15 protein-coding genes are annotated in these 21,196 nt (G+C 71.4%); 11 read left to right on the top strand and 4 right to left on the bottom strand.

Annotated elements, in window-relative coordinates:
- Window positions 1–139 precede the first annotated feature (139 nt).
- The 4 genes from IF20_RS39495 to IF20_RS31935 all read left to right on the top strand — a co-directional run bounded on the left by IF20_RS39495 (window position 140) and on the right by IF20_RS31935 (window position 7,452).
- A complete protein-coding gene (locus tag IF20_RS39495) occupies window positions 140–2,767 on the top strand; it encodes an ATP-binding cassette domain-containing protein (RefSeq protein WP_199896847.1) in 2,628 nt (875 codons plus the stop codon).
- Window positions 2,768–3,023: 256 nt separating this feature from the next.
- On the top strand, window positions 3,024–3,998 hold the full coding sequence (locus IF20_RS31945) for a FadR/GntR family transcriptional regulator (protein WP_110944729.1): 975 nt from the start codon (window positions 3,024–3,026) through the stop codon (window positions 3,996–3,998).
- 914 nt (window positions 3,999–4,912) lie between these two features.
- Window positions 4,913–6,490, top strand: a complete 1,578-nt coding sequence (locus IF20_RS31940) for an RNA polymerase sigma factor (RefSeq protein ID WP_052868889.1) — start codon at window positions 4,913–4,915, stop codon at window positions 6,488–6,490.
- A gap of 137 nt (window positions 6,491–6,627) precedes the next feature.
- A complete protein-coding gene (locus IF20_RS31935) occupies window positions 6,628–7,452 on the top strand; it encodes a serine protease (protein ID WP_052868888.1) in 825 nt (274 codons plus the stop codon).
- Between the two features lie 243 nt (window positions 7,453–7,695).
- Here IF20_RS31935 and IF20_RS31930 read toward each other — a convergent pair whose 3' ends face one another.
- Entirely contained in the window at window positions 7,696–7,926 is a 231-nt protein-coding gene (locus tag IF20_RS31930; RefSeq protein WP_006602664.1) for a DUF7455 domain-containing protein, read from the bottom strand.
- 434 nt (window positions 7,927–8,360) lie between these two features.
- Between IF20_RS31930 and IF20_RS31925 the strand changes: the two genes are divergently transcribed.
- The 6 genes from IF20_RS31925 to IF20_RS31900 all read left to right on the top strand — a co-directional run bounded on the left by IF20_RS31925 (window position 8,361) and on the right by IF20_RS31900 (window position 15,460).
- Complete coding sequence (locus tag IF20_RS31925; protein WP_052868887.1) at window positions 8,361–10,481, top strand: DNA gyrase/topoisomerase IV subunit B; 2,121 nt, start codon at window positions 8,361–8,363, stop codon at window positions 10,479–10,481.
- A gap of 150 nt (window positions 10,482–10,631) precedes the next feature.
- The gene (locus IF20_RS31920; protein WP_052868886.1) at window positions 10,632–11,126 is read left to right on the top strand and encodes a hypothetical protein; all 495 of its coding nucleotides are present in this window, start codon (window positions 10,632–10,634) and stop codon (window positions 11,124–11,126) included.
- Between the two features lie 38 nt (window positions 11,127–11,164).
- Window positions 11,165–12,352, top strand: a complete 1,188-nt coding sequence (locus tag IF20_RS31915; protein WP_052868892.1) for a sensor histidine kinase — start codon at window positions 11,165–11,167, stop codon at window positions 12,350–12,352.
- The gene (locus IF20_RS31910; RefSeq protein WP_110944733.1) at window positions 12,349–13,023 is read left to right on the top strand and encodes a response regulator transcription factor; all 675 of its coding nucleotides are present in this window, start codon (window positions 12,349–12,351) and stop codon (window positions 13,021–13,023) included. The genes IF20_RS31915 and IF20_RS31910 overlap by 4 nt, the downstream gene beginning before the upstream one ends.
- A 167-nt stretch (window positions 13,024–13,190) precedes the next feature.
- Window positions 13,191–13,781 (top strand): DUF485 domain-containing protein, encoded by a 591-nt coding sequence (locus tag IF20_RS31905; RefSeq protein WP_052868884.1) that lies wholly within the window; start codon window positions 13,191–13,193, stop codon window positions 13,779–13,781.
- A 26-nt stretch (window positions 13,782–13,807) separates the two neighbouring features.
- Window positions 13,808–15,460, top strand: a complete 1,653-nt coding sequence (locus IF20_RS31900) for a solute symporter family protein (RefSeq protein WP_052868891.1) — start codon at window positions 13,808–13,810, stop codon at window positions 15,458–15,460.
- Window positions 15,461–15,501: 41 nt separating this feature from the next.
- Here IF20_RS31900 and IF20_RS31895 read toward each other — a convergent pair whose 3' ends face one another.
- The 3 genes from IF20_RS31895 to IF20_RS31885 all read right to left on the bottom strand — a co-directional run bounded on the left by IF20_RS31895 (window position 15,502) and on the right by IF20_RS31885 (window position 19,222).
- Complete coding sequence (locus IF20_RS31895; RefSeq protein WP_052868883.1) at window positions 15,502–16,176, bottom strand: DUF7342 family protein; 675 nt, start codon at window positions 16,174–16,176, stop codon at window positions 15,502–15,504.
- Entirely contained in the window at window positions 16,173–17,900 is a 1,728-nt protein-coding gene (locus IF20_RS31890; RefSeq protein ID WP_110944728.1) for an ATP-binding protein, read from the bottom strand. The genes IF20_RS31895 and IF20_RS31890 overlap by 4 nt, the downstream gene beginning before the upstream one ends.
- Window positions 17,901–18,157: 257 nt before the next feature.
- Window positions 18,158–19,222 (bottom strand): sucrase ferredoxin, encoded by a 1,065-nt coding sequence (locus tag IF20_RS31885; RefSeq protein ID WP_110944727.1) that lies wholly within the window; start codon window positions 19,220–19,222, stop codon window positions 18,158–18,160.
- A gap of 629 nt (window positions 19,223–19,851) precedes the next feature.
- On the opposite strand from IF20_RS31885, the gene IF20_RS31880 reads away from it, so the two are divergent.
- Window positions 19,852–21,045, top strand: a complete 1,194-nt coding sequence (locus tag IF20_RS31880) for a CobW family GTP-binding protein (RefSeq protein WP_052868881.1) — start codon at window positions 19,852–19,854, stop codon at window positions 21,043–21,045.
- Window positions 21,046–21,196 lie beyond the last annotated feature (151 nt).

The following is a 21,196-nucleotide window of genomic DNA, read 5'->3' as shown; positions in this document are numbered from 1 at the left end:
CCCCCCCCCCACCCCTCCCGGCCCGCGTTCCGGGCGCCGCGACGGTCGCTTCGGCTCCTGTTCCCGCCGCTGCGACGGCGACGGCCGCGGAGCGTGCCACCGGCGCCGGGCAGCGGCCGTGTACCGCACGAGGCGCGCGATGATCCAGGCCGTCGGACTCACCAGCGAAGCCCGTCGCGGACTGCCGCCCGCCGTGGACGACCTGACCTTCGAGGCGCCGGCAGGGCAGGTCACGGTCCTCCTCGGGGCCAGGGGATCGGGCAAGACCACTGCTCTGCGCCTCATGCTGCGGATGGAGCGCGGCCGGGGCATCACCCTCTTCCGCGGCCGTCCCCTGCACCGCCTGCCGAACCCGGCGCGGGAAGTGGGCGTCCTGCTCGGCGACGTACCCGGACACCCCTCCCGTACCGCACGGTCGCATCTGCGGATGCTCACCGCGGCGGCCGGAGTGCCGCCGGACCGCGCCGAGGACGTCCTGGAGGCCGTGGGCCTCAGCGACCTGGGGGAGCAGCGCCTGGGCGAGTTCTCGCGCGGCATGGACCGCCGGCTGGGCATGGCGGCCGCCCTGCTCGGCGACCCGCACACCCTCCTCCTCGACGAACCCGCTGACGAGGTGTCGCCGCGCGAGGCGGCGTGGCTGTACGGACTGCTGCGGGGGTTCGCCGCGCAGGGCGGGAGTGTGCTCGTCACGGCGTCGGACGCCAAGGCCGCCGCCCGGCTGGGCGATCGGATTGTGACGATCGAGGACGGCAGACTGCTCGCCGACCAGGAGGCCGCCGACTTCACGCACGCGCGGTTGCGGCCGCGCGTCAGCGTGCGATCGCCGCACGCGGACCGGTTGGCGGCAATCCTGGTCGACGAGTGGCAGCGTGCCGACCCGGCCGTGGACCCGCGCGCCGAGCAGGCGCTGGAGGTCGTACGCGAGACCGGCAACCGCATCGCGGTGTACGGGAGCAGCTGTGCGCTGGTGGGGGACACGGCCTTCCGGCACGGCATTCTGGTGCACCAACTCGCGGACGAGGTCGGCGACGCCGGGCCGGTCATTCCTCTCGACCGGGCTGATGGCCGGACCGCTGTGAGGCCGGCGGTCGGCCACGGGGCGAGGGTGGCCGTGGGGACCGTCAAGGACGAGGGGGAGTACGAGAAGAGCGATGCGCGATACGCCGGTACGCCGCACGAGCAGGTAGCGGGCGAGCCGTACCCGGATGTGCACGGGAAGGGGCGTCCCGAGGGGCTCGAGAGCGCAGAGGCGTACGCAGAGGAGCACCCAGAGGCGTACGCAGAGTCGTACGTACAGGAGCACCCAGAGTCGTACGCAGAGGAGCACCCAGAGGCGTATGCCGCCTCATTCGCCCCGGGGGAAGCCGCCGAGGCGAACACGAAGAGGAGTGCTGAGGCCGCCTCCGGGGCCGACGGCCGACCGCGGAACGGCGAGCCGGAGCGTGAGCGCTCGGGCGAACCGGAGCGCGAACACCCCGGCGAGCTGATGCGGAAGGACGCGGGAGGTCACTGCGCCCTCATTTCCGGGCCCGGCGTCGCGGGCACCGCGGGGGAATCGCCGCCGCTTGGAGACTCCCAGGGTGCGGGGAGGCGCGTCACCATCTCCGGACGGGCCCTGTCGTTCGCGGATCGGGAAAGCGGCAGCGGCACCGGCAGCGGCACCGGTAGCGACACCGGCGGTGAACTCGCCTCGACGCTCGAACTTCCCGTCGTCCCCGCCGACGCCTCTCAAGCCCCTCAATCCGGGAAGCCGGCCGATGGGCGGTGGTCCGGAGAGCCCGCCGGCGGCCCCGAGGCACCGCTTCGCACCCGCAGCCGACCCCGGGCTCAGGCGCACACCCGGAATCACACCCACCATCACCCTCACCCTCACCCGCACTCCCCGGCGCCCGACGTCGCCGCCCCTCGTGCGCCGCGTCACGCCTCGTCCTCGCGGTCCTCGCGGTCCTCGCGCGGCAGGATCCAGCCCTCTCGGCTGATGCTGCCCCGGCTGCCCGCTCCCGGGCCCGCATGGCCGGTCCGGTACGAGATGCGGCGTACGGCGAGCGACCGTACGGCGCTGGGCGTGGGGCTGTGCGTACTGGTCGTGTCGCTCGTCCTGGCATGCGTGCTGGCGCGTGTCGGCGACGTGTCGGCGGCCCGCGCGCTGGCGGGGTGGCCGGGCCGGCTGCCGTTCCCGCCCGCCGCCGTAGGGGCCGGGCTGATCGGGGCGCTCGCCTTCGGGCAGGAGTTCCGGTACCCGGCGCTCGCGCCCGAACAGGGCTCGGTACCCCGACGGCTGCGGCTGCTGGGCGCCAAGCTGCTGATCAGCGCGGTGAGTGTGCTCGTACTGGCGGTCGTCTCGGCCTTCCTCAACACCGTGACCGTGGGCTACGTCTTCGGTGTGCGGGCGCTGCCGTCGGTCGCCGACTGGCCGCTGCTGTCGCTCGGTTGGGGCGCGCTGATGGTGGGGTCGGCGTGGGCCGGGCTTCTGGCGGCGGGAATCTTCCGGTCGACCGCCATGGGGTTGGCGGCCGTACTGGCGGTGCCCGTCGCGGTGGTCCCGCTCCTCGAAGGGTTGTTGAGCGATTCCACGACGCGTTCGGCGATCGGTTTCCCGGCGCGGGTGCAGGCCACGGCCGCGGTCCGGTGGCCGTCCCGGGGCGGTGAGCTGACCGACGCCGTCTGGCGGCTGGCGGCGCAGCCGGTGGTCGGCGCGATGGGGCTCTCGCTCGCCGCGTTGCTGTGCGCATATGCCCTCACGGCGTTGCGCCGGAGGGCACGTTGAGGGTGCGAGGGAGGCGGGACAGAGATAGTGGGGAGGGAGTGGGCGGGACAGCGGGAAGGTGACCGGTGAGGCCGGGGGCAAGGGCGTGGACGAGGGGAAAGGCGAGGTGAGCGGTGGGGTGGGCGCGTCAGGTACGTCTGAGGCGCCGACGCCTTTCGAACTCCGCACCGCGTGAACTGTCCTCAGCGCCGCGTAATGCGTCTGGTTCCTTCCGATAAAGCGTCAATTGTAGGGTGATGGGCGATCACCCTTTCGTGTGCTTTTCACCAAAGCCCTCAAGGCGCTCCGGCACGTCGCCGACAAAGGATGCGTGAGTACCCTTGCGCACACCATGATGACCGCGACTCGCCCCGCCGACTCCGGCCTCGCCGGCCCGGGCGAGCTCGACCGCTACCCCTACGCCGACGCCGTCGGTGGCGAGCGCGCCGACCGCGTGGCTCCCGTATGGGACGGCCATGAAAGCGACATGGGCCGGGTCGGCCGCCGCGCCACCGGCAGTCGCGGCCGTGGCCTGCACGGCCAACTGGTCCAGCAGCTCGGCCAGATGATCGTCTCCGGCGATCTCGGGGCCGACCGCCCGCTCGTGCCCGAAGAGATCGGCCAGCGCTTCGAGGTCTCCCGGACCGTCGTCCGTGAATCGCTGCGCGTCCTGGAGGCCAAAGGCCTGGTCAGCGCGCGCCCGAACGTCGGCACCCGGGTCCGTCCCGTCAGCGACTGGAACCTCCTCGATCCCGACATCATCGAGTGGCGGGCGTACGGACCGCAGCGCGACGACCAGCGCCGGGAGCTGTGCGAGCTGCGCTGGACCATCGAGCCCCTCGCCGCCCGCCTCGCCGCGGGCCACGGCCGTGAGGACGTACAGCAGCGCCTCGCCGACATGGTCGAGATCATGGGCCACTCCGCCGCCCAGGGCGATTCCCTGACGTTCGCCCGTGCGGACGCGGAGTTCCATTCGCTGCTCCTCCAGCTCACCGGCAACCGCATGCTGGAGCACCTCTCCGGCATCGTCTCCGCCGCCCTCCAGGTCTCCGGCGGCTCGGCCCTCGGCTGCGAGCACCCCGTGGAGACCTCCGTCGGTCAGCACATGAAGATCGTCGACGCGGTCGGCTCGGGTGACGCGGCCGGTGCGGAGGTCGCGATGCGTCAGCTCCTCGCGACCGACGGTGAGACCGGGGTTCCGGGGGTGGGCGGCGCGGCGGATCACGTGGTCCCCGCTCCTCGCGAGCACTGAACGCCGCCGGTCCCGGTCTCGCTCGGCTCGCACCGGATTCGGCCCCACCCGGTCGAGCCTTCGGCGCCCGGCCCTGGCCGATCCCGAACCGGACGATCCAAGTTCTGGTCGATCCCGTACCGGATGATCCCGGCCCTGGTCGATCCCGGACGGCGCCCGTGCCCGGCCGTACCGAACAGCGGTGCTGCGGCGTCGCCCCCGCGGGAGGGGCTGAGCGTCCCAGGGTCCCTGCTCAGCAGAAACCGTACGCCGCTCTCGTTCGCGACCGGCCCCCGGTTGGTCCGGGGCGCCGGCAATCCGCCCGGCGGCAGCCGACCGGCTCCGCCGCTCCCACCCTTCTCGCCGGTCCCACGACCGCGACCGAAGCGTCATCACGGCGATTGCCGACAGCGAACACCACCGCCGATCACCTTGCGGTCACAAGCGACCACCGCGAACAGGAAGAAGAGCGAGCGAACCCGTACGTGCCGAAGGGCCCGTACGCACCGGTGGGGCGGTCGCCGAGCCGTGTGTCCCCGTGCGGGGCGGCCGCCTGCCCGGCCGTGCCGCACGCGCGGCCGGCGGTGCGGCGCTACGTACCGGCATCGGCCGCCCGGCCGGCGCTCCTCCCGTTCCCCCTCCGGCGCGGAGGTCCGCGGAGGCGTCGCCTCTCGCCCTCATCCCTCCAGTACGCCCCGACATCAATAAAAATGTGGCGTTATGGGGTGTGACTCGGGCCACGCGAATTGGGCGTAACGCTCTGCGGGGAAGCGCGATGACTTAAGAGGTGATAGCCGAGGAGGGAATACGGCGGCCGCTCGCGGCGCTGTTCAACTCCCTGGTTGCCCTTGCGCCGTCGGCCCACCCCCGCCGACGGTCGTCGGCTCCGGTCCACAGTGGACGGGGTCGGAAGCCGTTTCCATCGTTCCGAGAGGTTGTTCGTGTCGGCCAGCACATCCCGTACGCTCCCGCCGGAGATCGCCGAGTCCGAGTCTGTGATGGCGCTCATCGAGCGGGGAAAGGCTGATGGGCAGATCGCCGGCGATGACGTGCGTCGGGCCTTCGAGGCTGACCAGATTCCGCCAACCCAGTGGAAGAACGTTCTGCGCAGCCTCAACCAGATCCTCGACGAGGAGGGTGTGACGCTGATGGTCAGTGCCGCAGAGGCGCCCAAGCGCACCCGCAAGAGCGTCGCAGCGAAGAGTCCGGCAAAGCGCACCGCCACCAAGACCGTCGCGGCCAAGACGGCCGCGGTGAAGAAGACCACCGCGGCCGCGCCGGCCATGCCGTTGGCCTCGGCCGCGGCGGCGGACGGTCCCGGCGCCGAGGCGGAGTCCGCCCCGGCCAAGAAGGCGGCGGCCAAGAAGGTCACCGCGAAGAAGGCCACGGCCAAGAAGACGGCCGCGAAGAAGACGACGGCGAAGAAGACCGCCAAGAAGGACGCCGTCGACGAGATCCTCGAAGAGGACAACCTCGAGGAGACCACGGCGGCCCCGGGCAAGGGCGACGCGCCCGAGACCCCCGAGGGTGCCGAGGCCGCGGGCTTCGTGCTGTCGGACGACGACGAGGACGACGCCCCTGCGCAGCAGGTCGCCGCGGCCGGCGCCACCGCCGACCCGGTCAAGGACTACCTCAAGCAGATCGGTAAGGTCCCGCTGCTCAACGCCGAGCAGGAGGTCGAGCTCGCCAAGCGCATCGAGGCCGGCCTGTTCGCCGAGGACAAGCTGGCGAACTCCGACAAGCTGGCGCCGAAGCTGAAGCGCGAGCTGGAGATCATCGCCGAGGACGGTCGCCGCGCCAAGAACCACCTGCTGGAGGCCAACCTCCGCCTCGTGGTCTCGCTGGCCAAGCGCTACACCGGCCGCGGCATGCTCTTCCTGGACCTGATCCAGGAGGGCAACCTCGGTCTGATCCGTGCGGTCGAGAAGTTCGACTACACCAAGGGTTACAAGTTCTCCACGTACGCGACGTGGTGGATCCGCCAGGCGATCACCCGTGCCATGGCCGACCAGGCGCGTACGATCCGTATCCCTGTCCACATGGTCGAGGTCATCAACAAGCTCGCCCGTGTGCAGCGCCAGATGCTCCAGGACCTGGGCCGTGAGCCCACTCCGGAGGAGCTGGCCAAGGAGCTCGACATGACCCCGGAGAAGGTCATCGAGGTCCAGAAGTACGGCCGCGAGCCCATCTCGCTGCACACCCCGCTGGGCGAGGACGGCGACAGCGAGTTCGGTGACCTCATCGAGGACTCCGAGGCCGTGGTGCCGGCTGACGCGGTCAGCTTCACTCTTCTGCAGGAACAGCTCCACTCGGTCCTTGACACGCTCTCGGAGCGTGAGGCGGGCGTCGTTTCGATGCGCTTCGGCCTCACCGACGGCCAGCCCAAGACGCTGGACGAGATCGGCAAGGTCTACGGCGTCACGCGTGAGCGTATCCGTCAGATCGAATCCAAGACGATGTCCAAGCTGCGGCACCCCTCGCGTTCGCAGGTGCTGCGCGACTACCTCGACTGACGTCGCAGGTCACAGGGCATGAGGGCCCGGTCGCTCCCGCTGGGGAGGGGCCGGGCCCTCGGCGTGTCCGGGGTGCGCCGCGCGACACGCTGACTCACTCTGGGTGTACGAAAGCTCCCCCAGAGTCAGGAGTCGGTATGGGCATCCGCATCCGCGCTGTCACCACGGTCCTCGCCGCCATCGCGCCGGCCGTCGCCGTACTCGGAGTTCCGGGACCAGCCGCAGCGGACAGCGTCATCGTCGGGGGGCGGCAGGTGCAGGCTTCGTCCAGCCCGTGGGTCGTGGCCCTGGCGAGCCGTGAGCGCTTCGGGGACGAGCGTTCCGGGCAGTTCTGCGGCGGCGTGCTCGTGGGGCCCTCGACGGTGCTCACGGCGGCGCATTGCATGGGCAAGGACGTGTTGGGTGCGTCGCCGAACGCGGTGCCGGATCTGCGAGTGATCGTCGGGCGTACGGATCTGCGGAGCCGGGCGGGCCGGGAGATGGCGACCCGCAGCGTCTGGATCAACCCGTCGTACGACGCGACGACGAACTCCGGGGACTTCGCCGTGGTGAAGCTGCGGGGATCCGCTCCGGGGCGTGCGCTGTCGATGGCGGGTGCGGACGACCGCGCGTACCAGCCGGGCACGCCGGCGGCGGTCTACGGCTGGGGGGACACGACCGGCAACGGTACGTATTCATCGGTGCTGCGTGAGGCGCGGGTGCACGTCATGCCGGATGCGTCCTGTCGTCGGGCGTACCCGAAGAGTGTGGACGGTACGTACAACCCGGGCTCGATGCTGTGCGCGGGCACGCAGCAGGGCGGGCACGACGCGTGCCAGGGGGACAGCGGCGGTCCGCTCGTGGCGAACGGGCGGCTGGTGGGGCTGGTGTCGTGGGGCACCGGCTGTGGTGAGGCGGGCAAGCCCGGTGTCTACACACGGGTCTCGGCCGCCAAGCGGGCGGTACTGGCCCAGGGCGGCTGAGGACGGCTTCATGGGCCGCGAGCGTCGGTGGGCAGGAGGGCGGCTGGAGAGCCGCGAGGAGGCCCGGGGCGTCCCTCGACGAGGATGTCCCGGGCGGAGTGGTGCGAGCCTCCTGAGGGCGCCGTGGGCGCCACGGGCCGCGGACGGGAGCGAGTACGAGTGCGGGCGGCCTCCCCGGAATGGCCGGGGGAACCGCCCGCGCACGGCTCTGAGCCGTTACTCGCTCGTCGTCGGTGCGATGTGTCAGCGTTCCTCTTCGGACGCGGACGCCGGAGAGGCGGTCAGCCGCTCCGTCTCGTCCTGTATCTCCGCGGCGATCTTCTTGAGTTCCGGCTCGAACTTGCGACCGTGGTGGGCGCAGAAGAGCAGTTCGCCGCCGGACATCAGGACGACGCGCAGGTAAGCCTGTGCGCCGCAGCGGTCGCAGCGGTCAGCGGCCGTCAGCGGGCTCGCGGGGGTCAGAACAGTAGTCACGTCGCCTCTTCTCTAGCTCGACGAGCTGTCGTACCAGGGTCAACATCCAACCAGGCCGAAAACGTTCCCGCTCGTGGCTTTTCCTCGAAAATTTTTTTCCGAGGCGGCCGGGTGCTGCCGGGTGGCGGCGAATGAGCCGTATTGCGGTGGTCTGATTCGAGGTGTCGGTCGGGCCTAGTCCTCGCCGGCGGGGTTGCCGGTCGTTGATGAGGACGTGCCCGGAGCCTAAATGGTTCATGCCTCGAAGGGAACGTGATGTTCACGTCACGCACACGTGGAATAGAACGTACGAACGAAAGTCTACTAGCATGGGCCCGCTTACGGGTGGCGTCACATCGGCTCTACCAAGGCCTCGGTACCCTCTGACCGGCGACACCGCCACACCAGGGTCCGCGGAACGCGGACCACCAGAAATTCAGCGAGGAGCGAACCGCGTGACCGCCGAGATGTCCGTGCCGTCCACCGCCGTGCTGACCGGGGCAGACCGGGACGGATCCAACTACACCGCGCGGCACCTGCTCGTCCTGGAGGGCCTGGAGGCCGTCCGCAAGCGCCCCGGCATGTACATCGGATCCACCGACAGTCGCGGTCTGATGCACTGCCTGTGGGAAATCATCGACAACTCCGTCGACGAGGCGCTGGGCGGCTACTGCGACCGCATCGAGGTCGTCCTCCACGACGACGGCTCCGTGGAAGTCAAGGACAACGGCCGCGGCATCCCCGTGGACGTCGAGCCCAAAACCGGCCTCAGCGGCGTCGAGGTCGTCATGACCAAGCTGCACGCCGGCGGCAAGTTCGGCGGCGGCTCCTACGCCGCCTCCGGTGGCCTGCACGGCGTCGGCGCATCCGTGGTCAACGCCCTCTCCGCCCGCCTGGACGTCGAGGTCGACCGCAGCTCCAAGACCCACTCCATCAGCTTCCGGCGTGGCGTCCCGGGCATCTTCACCGAGTCGGGCCCCGAGGCGCCCTTCGACCCCACCGGGGGGCTCGTCAAGGGCAAGCGCATCCCCAAGACCCGCACCGGCACCCGGGTGCGCTACTGGGCCGACCGTCAGATCTTCCTCAAGGACGCCAAGCTCTCCCTGGAGACGCTGTACGCGCGCGCCCGCCAGACCGCCTTCCTCGTGCCCGGCCTCACCCTCGTCGTACGGGACGAGCGCGGCATCGAGACCGAGGGGCCGAGCGAGGAGACCTTCCACTACGACGGCGGCATCAGCGAGTTCTGCGAGTACCTCGCCCAGGACAAGGCCGTCTGCGACGTGCTGCGCCTCTCGGGGCAGGGCACCTTCAAGGAGACGGTGCCGGTCCTGGACGACCGCGGGCACATGACGCCCACCGAGGTGACGCGCGAGCTCGGCGTGGACATCGCGCTGCGCTGGGGCACCGGGTACGACACGACCATCAAGTCGTTCGTGAACATCATCGCCACCCCGAAGGGCGGCACCCACGTCACCGGCTTCGAACGCTCCGTGACCAAGACGGTCAACGAGGTGCTGCGCTCGGCCAAGCTGCTGCGCGTCGCCGAGGACGACATCGTCAAGGACGACGCCCTCGAAGGGCTCACGGCCGTCGTCACCGTACGGCTGGCCGAGCCGCAGTTCGAAGGCCAGACGAAGGAAGTGCTCGGCACGTCCGCGGCCAACCGCATCGTCGCGAACGTGGTGGCCAAGGAGCTGAAGGCGTTCCTGACCTCCACCAAGCGCGACGCGAAGGCCCAGGCCCGCGCGGTCCTGGAGAAGGCCGTCGCGGCCGCCCGCACCCGTATCGCGGCCCGGCAGCACAAGGAGGCGCAGCGCAGGAAGACCGCGCTGGAGTCCTCCTCGCTGCCCGCCAAGCTGGCCGACTGCCGCAGCGACGACGTGGACCGCAGCGAGCTGTTCATCGTGGAGGGTGACTCGGCGCTCGGTACGGCCAAGCTCGCCCGTAATTCGGAGTTCCAGGCGCTGCTGCCGATCCGCGGCAAGATCCTCAACGTGCAGAAGTCCTCGGTCTCGGACATGCTGAAGAACGCCGAATGCGGCGCGATCATCCAGGTCATAGGAGCCGGCTCGGGCCGCACCTTCGACATCGACGCGGCCCGCTACGGCAAGGTCATCTTCCTCGCCGACGCCGATGTCGACGGCGCGCACATCCGTACGCTGCTGCTCACGCTCTTCCAGCGGTACATGCGCCCGATGATCGAGCAGGGCCGGGTCTTCTCCGCCGTGCCGCCGCTGCACCGCGTGGAGCTGATCAACCCCAAGAAGGGCCAGGACAAGTACATCTACACGTACTCGGACAACGAGCTGCGGCAGACGCTGCTGGAACTCCAGCGCAAGAACATCCGTTTCAAGGACAGCATCCAGCGCTACAAGGGCCTGGGTGAGATGGACGCCGACCAGCTCGCCGAGACCACGATGGACCCCCGTCACCGCACCCTGCGCCGGATCAACATCAGCGACCTGGAGTCCGCCGAGAAGGCCTTCGACCTGCTCATGGGGAACGAGGTCGCGCCCCGCAAGGAGTTCATCACCAATTCCGCCGCGTCCCTGGACCTCTCGCGCATCGACACCTGAGCATCACCGCGCCGGGAGGGCCGTCCACCTACGGGTGGACGGCCCTCCGTGCATCTCCACCCGAGTCCCACCCGCGGGCCGATCCGCCCGCCGCCGCCCGTTCCTAGCGTGGGGAACACCGAAAACGTCCCCGCACCGGAGGCTTGAAACATGGGCGGCGCAGCCACCATCCTCGTCATCGCGGCCATTGCCGCCCTCGTCATCGTCCGGCAGTTCAGCGCGCGGAAGGTCGCCGGCGACCGCCGGCGCTGGTGGGTGCTCCCCGCCGTCCTGGGCTACGTCGCGATCAGCCGCTCCGGTGGCGCGCTGCTGGACCCCGAGCACACCGTCCTCGCCGCCGTCCTGCTCGGCGCCGGCATCGCCGCCGGGCTCGTCACGGGCGCGGGCACCGCCTGGACCATGCGCCTGTGGACCGACGCGAACGGCGTCGTGTGGGCCAAGGGGCGCGGCGCCACCGCCGCCGTCTGGGCCGCGGGCATCGTCGTACGCCTCGGCCTCCTCGGCATCGGCGCGCTCCTCGGCGTCCACCTGAACGGCCAGGCCACCACCCTCACCGTCGCCGCCCTGCTGCTGGCCCAGTCCGGCGCTCTGGTGTGGCGGGCCGGGCTGCTCGCCCCGGCGTACGGTGTTGCTGCCCCCAGGTGAGCCACGAGGAACAGGAGCGTCCGTCCGTGCCGCTGTCCCTGCCGTCGCGTTTCTGGACGCGCTGGCCGCTGCGCGAAGCGCTTGCCCAGGAAGGCGTCAGCCTCGTCCGCAAGCGGCTCGCCAGGCTCGTCCGCGCCCTCGTCCTGGGCGCACTGTTGTGGGCCACGGCCGCCGACTCGGACGTGCGCGGCTGGGTCGTGCCCCTCGGGGCGGCCGGCGTCCTCGCGGCCGGCGTCGCCTTCTGGGCGCTCTTCCGCACTTCCCTGCGCCGCATGTTGTGGCCCTCCGTGGCCCTGCTGCTCCTCCTGGAGGCCGGCGCCTTCGGCTTCCACGAGGCAGGGCTGACGGTGCCGTCCGTCGTGCTGTGGTGCGCCTGCGCCGTCACCGCGCTGGAACGCCTGCCACTGGCCGCGGCGGTTCCCTGCACCGCCGCCGCCCTCGTCGGGTACGCCCTGCTGACGAACGACGGTCTCTGGGCCACGGCGCTCACCACCGCCGGGCTGGCCCTCGCCGGCTACACCCTGCGCTTGGACGCCGAGGCGCGCGGCAACGCCCACCGCCTCCTGGCCCAGGAACGCGCAGCGCGCGCGGCCGAGGCCGAAGCCCGGGCCGCCGAGGCCGAATCGGCGGCGCTGGCCGAGCGCGGCCGGATCGCCCGCGAGATCCACGACGTGCTCGCCCACAGCCTCAGCGCGCAGCTCGTGCACCTGGAAGCGGCCCGTCTGCTCATCCAACGCAGCCCCGACCTGGAGGGTTCCCGCGCCGAAGTCCTCGAACGGGTGACGGCGGCCCGCAAGATGGCCCGTGAGGGACTGGACGGCACCCGTGAGGCACTGTCCGCACTGCGCGGCGAAATGCCGCCGGTGGAGGAGTTCCTGCGCGAGCTGGCCGCCTCCGAGGGTGCCCGGCTGGACGTCGCGGGGGAGAGGCGCACGCTGCCCCCGGAGGCGGGGCTCGCGGTCCGCCGAGTCGCACAGGAAGCACTGACCAACGTCCGCAAGCACGCCCCCGGAGCGCGCGTGGAGCTGCGCCTGGAGTACGCGGCGGACGAGGTCGGGCTGCGCGTACGCGACTCCGGAGGCCACGGCGCGCCCGGTGAGCTCGCGGACAGCGGCTCCGGATACGGTCTTCGAGGGATGCGGGAGCGTGCAGAACTGCTCGGCGGGACGCTGGAGTCGGGCCCTGATGAGGAAGGTTTCGTGGTGTGGCTGCGAGTGCCGGCGTGAGCGCACGAGTGGTGGTCGCCGACGACCAGACCGTGGTGCGTGAGGGCATCGTGATGCTGCTGGGCCTGCTGCCCGGTATCGAGGTCGTCGGCTCGGCATCCGACGGGGACGAGGCGGTCCGCCTGACCGCCGAACTGGCCCCGGACGTCGTCCTGATGGACCTGCGGATGCCGCGCTGCGACGGCGTGGAGGCGACGCGCCGTATCCGGGAGCGGCATCCCGCCACCCAGGTCGTCGTGCTGACCACGTACGCCGACGACGAGTCCCTCTTCCCGGCTCTCCGGGCCGGTGCGCGTGGCTACCTCACGAAGGACGCCGACGGCGACGAGATCGTACGGGCCGTCGAGGACGTGATGTCGGGACAGGCGGGGCTGTCGCCGCAGATCCAGCGACGGTTGCTGGAGCAGTTCGCGGAGGCCCCGCCCGTGCCGGGAGCGCCCGCCCCGGCGGCCGTCACGGAGCCGCCCGACGGGCTCACCGCCCGCGAGACGGAAGTGCTGGCCCTGGTCGCGGAGGGGCTCTCCAACCCCGAGATCGCCCGCCGGCTGCACGTCTCCACCGCCACGGTGAAGACCCACATCAACAACCTCTTCGCCAAGGCCGGCCTCCGGGACCGGGCGCAGGCGATCCACTACGCCTACCGGCACGGCATCGCCCGGCCCCCGGGGTGACCTGCAAGCCCGGCACCGGCCCTGTTGGTGCTCAACACGGTTGTGAAACGTCCCAGTTGGTCCGTCACCTGATGGGGTGAAGGATTCGCGATGGATGTCCGGGGACCACCGAATCTGTCCATCCTTGGGCCCACGGCCAGACAGGCCGCGGATCAAGGAGATGCCCGGTGGAGAAGCGCGACGGCCGCCCGGCCGGAGCCGTTCGGCTCGACGACCCCTGGTACGACACCCTGGCCCCGGGGCAGGGCGGACAGGGTGCTGCCGAACGGGAGGCAGCGGGGGAGGAACCGACGCCGCCGGACGCCCGTGCGTACGCGAGCGGCACGGAGCCACCGGCGGACGAGACCCCGGCCGGGACGACGCCCTCCGCCCTCGCCTGGCCCGGCCTTCCGGCGCAGCGCGCCGACGCGCCCGAGAGGCCCGGCGACCCCACCCACGCCGACGTCTACCTCACCGTGCAGCGCAGCGCCGCCTTCCAGGAGGTGCGCCGCCGCTACCGGAGCTTCGTCGTGCCCGCCACCGCGCTCTTCCTCACCTGGTACCTCGCGTACGTCATCGCCGCCGTCACCGTCCCCGCAGTGATGGCCCGCCAGGTCCTGGGACCGCTCAACGTCGCCATGCTCGCCGGGCTCGGACAGTTCGTCACCACGTTCCTGCTCACCTGGGCATACGCCCGGCACGCCCGGCTGCGCCGGGACCGCGCCGCGCTCGACCTGCGCTGGGAGACCCAGGAGAGGACAGGAGGCAACAACAGGTGACCAGCCCTCCAGCCGCCCTCGCCGCCGTGGCGACCGGCAACCACCAGCTCCTGACCCTGGCCCTCTTCAGCGCCTTCGTCGCCGTGACCCTCGCGGTCACCGCCTGGGCCGGCCGCCGCAGACAGGGTTCCGCAGCGGAGTTCTATGCCGGCGGCAGGCTCTTCTCCCCCATGGAGAACGGTTTCGCCATCGCCGGTGACTACATGTCGGCAGCCTCCTTCCTCGGCATCTCCGGCCTGATCGCCCTCTTCGGGTACGACGGCATGCTCTACTCCGTCGGCTTCCTCGTCGCCTGGCTCCTGGTCCTCTTCCTGGTCGCCGAACTGGTCCGCAACTGCGGCCGCTACACCCTCGCCGACGTCGTCGCTTCCCGTATGCGCCGCCGGCCCGTCCGCATCGCCGCCGGCGCGTCCTCCCTCACCGTCTCCGTGCTCTATCTCATCGCCCAGATGGTCGGTGCCGGCAGCCTCGTCGCCCTGTTGCTCGGCGGCACGGACCACACCGCACGCACCTGGACGGTCATCGGCGTCGGCGCCCTCATGGTCTTCTACGTGATCTGCGGCGGCATGCGGGCCACCACCTGGATCCAGATCATCAAGGCCGTGCTCCTCATGGGCGGCACCCTCACCCTGACCCTCCTCGTGCTGCTCCGGTTCCACGGGGACCTCGTCGCGCTGCTCACGACAGCGGCCCAACGCAGCGGCCACGGCGCGGACTTCCTCGCACCGGGACTCAAGTACGGCGGCACCTGGACCGCCCGGCTGGACTTCCTGAGCCTCGGCCTCGCGCTCGTCCTCGGGACCGCCGGCCTGCCGCACATCCTGTTCCGCTTCTACACCGTGCCCACGGCCCGGGCCGCCCGCCGCTCCGTGGTCTGGTCGATCGCCCTGATCGGCAGCTTCTACCTGATGACGATCGTGCTCGGCTTCGGGGCCGCCGCGGTCCTGGGAACCGATTCCGTACGGGCCGCCAACCCGGCCGGCAACACCGCCGTACCGCTCCTCGCCCTCGACCTCGGCGGTGGGCCGGATTCCACAGGCGGAACGATTTTGTTCGCGGTGGTCGCGGCGGTCGCCTTCGCCACGATCCTCGCCGTCGTCGCCGGCATCACCCTCGCCTCCTCGGCCTCCGTCGCACACGACCTGTACGGCGCCCTGCGGCGCCGTGGCCGCCCCGGACGGGGCCCGGCCTCCCCGCGGCCGGAAGCGGCGCTCAGCGAGGAGCCCAGGGGCCTCCGCGAGGTCACCGTCGCCCGGATCGCCGCGGCCCTCGTCGGCGCGGTGGCCCTCGGCCTCGCCCTTCTCGCCCAGAACCTGAACGTCGCCTTCCTCGTGAGCCTCGCCTTCGCGGTCGCCGCCTCCGCGAACCTCCCGGTACTGCTCTACGCCCTCTTCTGGCGCCGCTTCACCGCCCGGGGCGCCCTCGGGGCCATCTACGGGGGACTGCTCCCCGCCCTCGCCCTCGTGGTGCTCTCCCCGATCGTCTCCGGAAACCCCGCGGCGATCTTCCCCGGCCTGGACTTCCAGCTCTTCCCCCTGGAGAACCCCGGCATCGTCTCCATCCCGCTCGGCTTCCTCTTCGGCTGGCTCGGCACGGTCACCTCCGCCGCGGCCCCCGACGCCGCCGCCCGCCACGCCGAGACCGAAGTACGCGCACTGACCGGCGCAGACGCCGCGTAGGGCCGCACGACCGCCCTCAGGGCCGTCGTGGCCAGGCTCCGTCAGACCCAGTCGTACCGGTGCTCCGGCCGGCCCGTCTCGCCGTACCGGAGCGTCAGCCTGACCCGCCCCGCGCGCTCCAGGAGCTTGAGGTAGCGCTGGGCGGTCTGCCGGCTCAGCCCCGCCTGCCGCGCCACCTCCTGCGCCGACAGCGAGCTGTCGGCGGACCGCAGGACGGACCGCACCCGGTCGGCCGTGGCCGTGGAATGCCCCTTCGGCAGCTCGGCGGGGCCCGCGTTGGCGGCGCCCAGCGCCCCGAAGATCCGGTCCACCTCGGACTGCTCCGCCTGCCCGCCGTCCTCGAAGGTCCGCCGCAGCGCCGCGTACCCCTCCAGCTTCGACCGCAGCCCGGCGAACGTGAACGGCTTGACCAGGTACTGGAGCGCGCCGTGCCGCATCGCGGCCCGTACGGTGGCGACGTCCCGCGCCGCCGTCACCATGATCACGTCCGTGTGCAGGCCACGCTGGCGCAGCCGCGCCACCAACTGCAGCCCCGTCTCGTCCGGGAGGTAGTGGTCCAGCAACACGAGATCGACCGGCGTGCTCTCCAGAACGGCCAGCGCCTCGGCGGCGGTGTGCGCCTGCGCCACGACCCGGAACCCCGCGATCTTCGTGACGTACGCGGCATTGATCCCGGCCACCCGCACGTCGTCGTCGACAACGAGTACGTCGATCACTGCGCGCCTCCCGTGGGATCGGTCAACGATTCCCCGTCCACCGCGGCACCGTGCGTCTCGGACAGGGCGTCCGCGAGCGCATCGGGGAGCGTCACCGTGAACCGCGCGCCGCCACCCGGACGCTCGTCCACCTCCGCGCCGCCCCCGTAACGCTCCGCCAGTCGCCGCACGAGGACCAGCCCGATACCGCGCTGCCCGTGCGCCGGCGGCTCCTTCGTGGTCCACCCCTCCGTGAAGATCGCCTGACGCCGCTCCCGCGGCACTCCGGGACCGTTGTCACTGACCCGCACGATCGCCGTCCGGCCTTCCGTGCGCACCTCCACCTCGACCTGCCCGTCCCGCTCACCCGCGGCTGCGTCCAGCGCGTTGTCGACCAGATTGCCGACGACCGTGACGAGGGCGTGCGGATCCACCACCCGGTCCGGCAACCGCGTCGACGTCGCGATGCTCAGCGACACGCCACGCTCGGCAGCGACCGTCGCCTTGCCCACCAGCAGCGCCGCCAACAACGGATCGTGCACCCGCTCGGTGACCTGCTCGGCCGTGGCCCGATGCACCCCCACCGCGTGCGTCACGAACTCCACGGCCTCCTCGTACAAGCCCAGTTCGAGCAGCCCCAGCAGCGTGTGCAGCCGGTTCGCATGCTCGTGATCCTGCGCCCGCAACGCATCGATCAGCCCCCGCGTACCGTCCAGCTCCCGGCCCAGCCGCTCCAGCTCCGTACGGTCCCGCAGCGTCACCACGGCACCGCCGTCATCGGTCGGCATCCGGTTCGCCACCAGGACACGCTGCCCACTGACAGTGAGCAGATCGGCCCCCGAAGCCCGCCCGGCCAGCACGTCCGTCGTACGCCCCGGAGGCAGCACGGACTCCAAGGGACGGCCGGTGTCCTCCGCCCGGAGATCGAGCAACCGCTGCGCTTCGTCGTTCAGCAACCGGATGCGTCCCTGCCCGTCCAGCGCGACGAACCCCTCACGGATGCCGTGCAGCATCGCCTCCCGCTCGGTGAGCAACGCGGAGATGTCGGAGAAGGCCAGGTCGTGGGTGCGACGCTGAAGCCTGCGAGCGACGAGATAGGCCGCGAGCGCCCCCACCGCCAGCGCCCCGCCCGCGTACGCCAGCAGATCCGGCACGGTCGACAGCAACCGCTGCTGCACGCTCTCGTACGCGATCCCCACGGACACGGCGCCGACGATGCGGCCGTCGTCGTCCCGCAACGGCACCTTGCCGCGAGCCGAGCGCCCGAGAGTGCCCTCGTCGATCTGCATGACCTGCCGCCCGGAGAGGGCGGCGCTCGGGTCCGTGGACACGTGCCGACCGATCTGCTGCGGATCGGTGTGCGACCACCGCACCCCGTGCTCATCCATGACCACGACGTACTCGGCGCCCGTCGCCCGGCGAATCCGCTCCGCGACCGCCTGGACAGGCCCACCGCGAGACGGCCGGGAAGCTTCCAGCGCGTCGTCCAGACGAGGCTCAGCGGCGGTCGTCTGGGCGATGGCCAGGGCACGGCGCATGGCCTGATCGTCCAGCTGCGCGCTGAGCGGCGCGAGGAAGAGACCGGTCGCCAGCGCGGTCACACCGGCGGCGATGGCCAGCTGCACCAGCAGCACCTGCGCGAACACGCGACGCGGCCAGCGCGGCCGCGGCCACGCCCGGCCGCCGCTCCGCGGCTCACCGGCCGTCCCGCGCCCGCCTGCTCTCTCGTCGTCTCCGCCGCCCATATGAACGAACAGTAAGCGGGGTCGCGGAGGCGGGGTAATCGCGGGGGCGGGACGGTCCGCCGACCGACGACGGAAGACCGGTCACGTCCCGTCATGACTGGCCGCACCGCGCCGACGAGAGTTATCCACAGGCCCGCCACGCCCCCGCCGAATTCGCCTAACCTTCAGACGTATTCACAGAAAGTAATCGACCGGAAGCGGAGGATGCGGCGGAGGTGACCAGAGTGGCGGTCACGCCACGCGTCACGCGCCACGCGTCACGCCGCGCCGGCGACAGGTCCGGCGACAGATCCGGCGAGGGCTTCATCAGAGGGGGCCTCGCCACTCACCACGGGGGTGTGGGCAGTGATGCCTGAAACGAACATGTACGTCGGCGGGGCGATGGCGGCCCCGCAACTGGTCGGAGTGGCGGCGTCGCCGGTCCGCTGCTCGACGACGACCTGCCAGGACCGGCCGTCGACATGGGTCACCGTGAGATGCCAGGCAGGCCCACCGACCTCCGTCTCCGCACTCGGGCGGGTGCCAGCGTCGCCGCCATCACCGACATCGCTGCCATCGCCGGCACCGCCGGCATCGTCCACACGAACGACATCGACGACATCGAGGGCGTCGGCGCGCTCCTCGCCGATCGCCTCACGGACCGCGAGGTCGGCCGCCTGCGCCGGCCGGTCCCAGGTGGAGCGACCCCGACAGTGGTCGATGACGACACGACCGTCACGCGCCGCCACCACGGCGTCCTTCACCAGTGGCGCCTCGGCCCGGCCGTATGCGTATCCGTACGGCAGCACGAAAAGCGTGGGGGAGAAACGGTGGCCGCCGATGTGCGTGACCTCCCACGCCTCCATACCGTCCGCCGCCAGCTCCGCGGCGAGCGGCCGGCCGAGCACGGCACAGCAGCGGTCGCGTTTGCCATTGGTACACACGAGCACCGGCGGCAGGCCCTGGTACGGCTCCCAGATATCGCCGTGCTCGCCCGCACTCAGCGCCGCGAAGTCCAGCTCGGGGAGCGAGGCCGGATCGGCGATACGCGTCGTGCGGATCCATGAACGGCCGGGCGAGGTATGGGCGAGGAAAACCCGACGTGGTGCCCCGGCCCGCTGGTCGGCGTGGCGACCGGGACGACGGATGAGGGCGACGCGTACGTCGGTGTCTTCGGAGGCGGCCTCCAGGGCGCGGCCGACGGCCGGATCGAGATGGCTGTCGGTGAGTGCCTGGGCGCCCCAGGGTCCGCTCTGCTCGATGAGAAGCCAGGTACGGGCGGTGGCCGCCGTACCGGCCAAAGGTTCGGCCGCCATACGGGAGGCGGTTGCGCAGGTACTCACATAGGTGACCCTAACCTGCGTACCGCGCCCCCGGCGGACACCGCGGCCGCAATGGCCGGAGCCCGCCGCTGCGGTTCGGCTCGCATGGCCGTGAACTGGGTTCGCCGACGCGAGGCGAGATAAAGCTGAATGGGGCGACATGGCGGCTTTCCGCCGTCGGGGTGAGGGGGTGTGGGTGGGGGGCGGGGGGGGGGGGAGGGGACCCCGGAGTCGGGTGCTGGCCTGCTGGACTTGGCGGATCGACCGCACGCTGCTGATAGATCAACCGCATACTCAGAACCGACCGACACCCCGACCGACACCCCGACCGACGTACCGACCAACATCCCGAGCGACCTACCTACCGGCATCCCGACCGAGCTACCCACCGGCATCCCGACCGACATCCCGTTCCGGCATTCCGGCCGACCGGACGCACTGGAGGCGCCCCCTTGACCAGCAGCACGCAGCACCCGGGAGCTTCGTCTTCGAGCCAGTCGGGACCCTCGGACTTCTCGGGACCTTCGAATCTTTCGGGTCCCTCGGGTCCTTCGGTTCCTTCGGACGTCGGCGATCAGGGTGTTAACCGGGGCTCGGTCGCCCCGGAGGTGGCGCTCGGGCAGAGTCCGGTGCCGGTTGCCGAGGGGCCCGTGGCGCCGCAGATTCCGGTGGTGGTCCTCGCCGGGTTTCTCGGGTCCGGCAAGACGACCCTGCTCAACCATCTGCTGAGCCGGAGCGGCGGCACGCGGATCGGGGCGGTCGTGAACGACTTCGGGGCGATCGAGATCGACGCGATGCTGGTCGCGGGCCAGGTCGACTCCATGGTGTCGCTGGGGAACGGCTGCCTGTGCTGCGCGGTCGACACCAGCGAGCTGGACACCTATCTGGAGCGGCTGGCGCGGCCGTCCTCCCACATCGACGTCATCGTCATCGAAGCCAGCGGCCTGGCCGAGCCGCAGGAGCTGATCCGGATGATCCTGGCCAGTGAGAGCGATCGGATCGTGTACGGCGGGTTGGTCGAGGTGGTCGACGCGGCGGAGTTTGAGGACACTCGCGCCCGCCACCCCGAGCTGGACCGCCACCTGGGCATCGCGGACCTCGTGGTGCTCAACAAGGCCGACCGGATCGGTACCGGTCGGCGCGCGGAGTTGCTGGGCACGCTCGGGGAGCTGGCACCCGGTACGCCGGTGGTGCCTGCCTCGTACGGGCGCGTCGATCCGGAGCTGCTCTTCGAGCGGCGGCCTCGGGAGGGGGTGTCCGAGGGGCAGCTCTCCTTCGAGGACCTGCTCCGGGAGGAGGTCGAGCACGATGAGGTCGAGCACGAGGAGTGCGCGGCCTGCGCGGGCGAAGGGGCCTCCGGGGGCGAAACCGGCGGCACCGGCGGCACCGGCCCTACCGGCGAGGGAGACGGCGGGCCCGGTCATGGCCATCGGCACAGTCACAGGTCGCATCTGCACTCGGCCTACGAGACGGTCGAGTTCACGTCGGCAGAGCCGATGCATCCGCGGCGGTTGATGGAGTTCCTGGACGCGCGGCCCGCGGGGCTGTACCGCATCAAGGGGTTCGTGCACTTCGGGGTGGAGGGGAGTCGGCAGAAGTTCACCGTGCACGCGGTCGGCGGCTTTCTGCGGTTCTACCCCGGCGAGTGGGACTCGGGGGAGGAGCGGCTGACGCAGTTGGTGCTCATCGGGTCCGGTATCGATGCACCGGCCCTGCGCAAGGCTCTGGACGGCTGCCGTGACACCTCGCCCGAGGAAACCGACCCGCACGCGATGTGGGGCGTGCTGCGGTACGTACCGTCGACCGCCTCCGACGAGGAGCCGGAAGAGGCCGAGGGGGAGTAAGCCAGCTGCCGCGAGGCGACGACCGGCCCCGACCCCGGCCCTGGCCTCCGCCTCCGCCTCCGCGGCTCCGTGTTCCCCACCTTCACCGTTCCACGCCGAAGCCCGGCGCCGTACGACCCAAGGTCGTACAACGCCGGGCTTCCGCCGCACG

The sequence above is a fragment of the Streptomyces niger genome (assembly GCF_000718305.1).
Lineage (GTDB): Bacteria > Actinomycetota > Actinomycetes > Streptomycetales > Streptomycetaceae > Streptomyces > Streptomyces niger.
Note: the sequence above shows the minus strand (reverse complement) of the source record. Positions and strands in the feature narration are given on the sequence as shown.